The sequence below is a fragment of the Peribacillus sp. SIMBA_075 genome, assembly GCF_046534585.1.
Window position 1 is genome coordinate 1 of sequence record NZ_JAWRYN010001295.1, and the last position, 247, is coordinate 247.

Annotated in this window: 1 protein-coding gene; it reads left to right on the top strand. The window is 52.2% G+C overall.

Going from position 1 to position 247, the window contains the following annotated elements:
* Positions 1–247, top strand: a 247-nt coding sequence (locus SB775_RS32515; RefSeq protein WP_486360738.1) for a VOC family protein, incomplete at both ends; no start/stop codon positions are given.

Consider the following 247-nt stretch of genomic DNA (forward strand, 5'->3'; position numbering starts at 1 on the left):
GTACTTATCATTTGTATTTCGGGAACGATCAAGGGTCACCTGGCACGATCATGAGCTTTTTCCCATGGGGCAAAGCTTACCAGGGAAAAGTGGGCGATGGGCAGGTCGGTGTCACGGTTTTCGCCGTTCCGCCAGGCGCATTGCCATTCTGGCGCAGCCGGCTCGAAAGCCATCAGGTGTCGTTTAAAGAACATGTTCGTTTTGGCGAAACTTATTTGAAGTTTGCGGATCCCCATGGCCTTCAGCT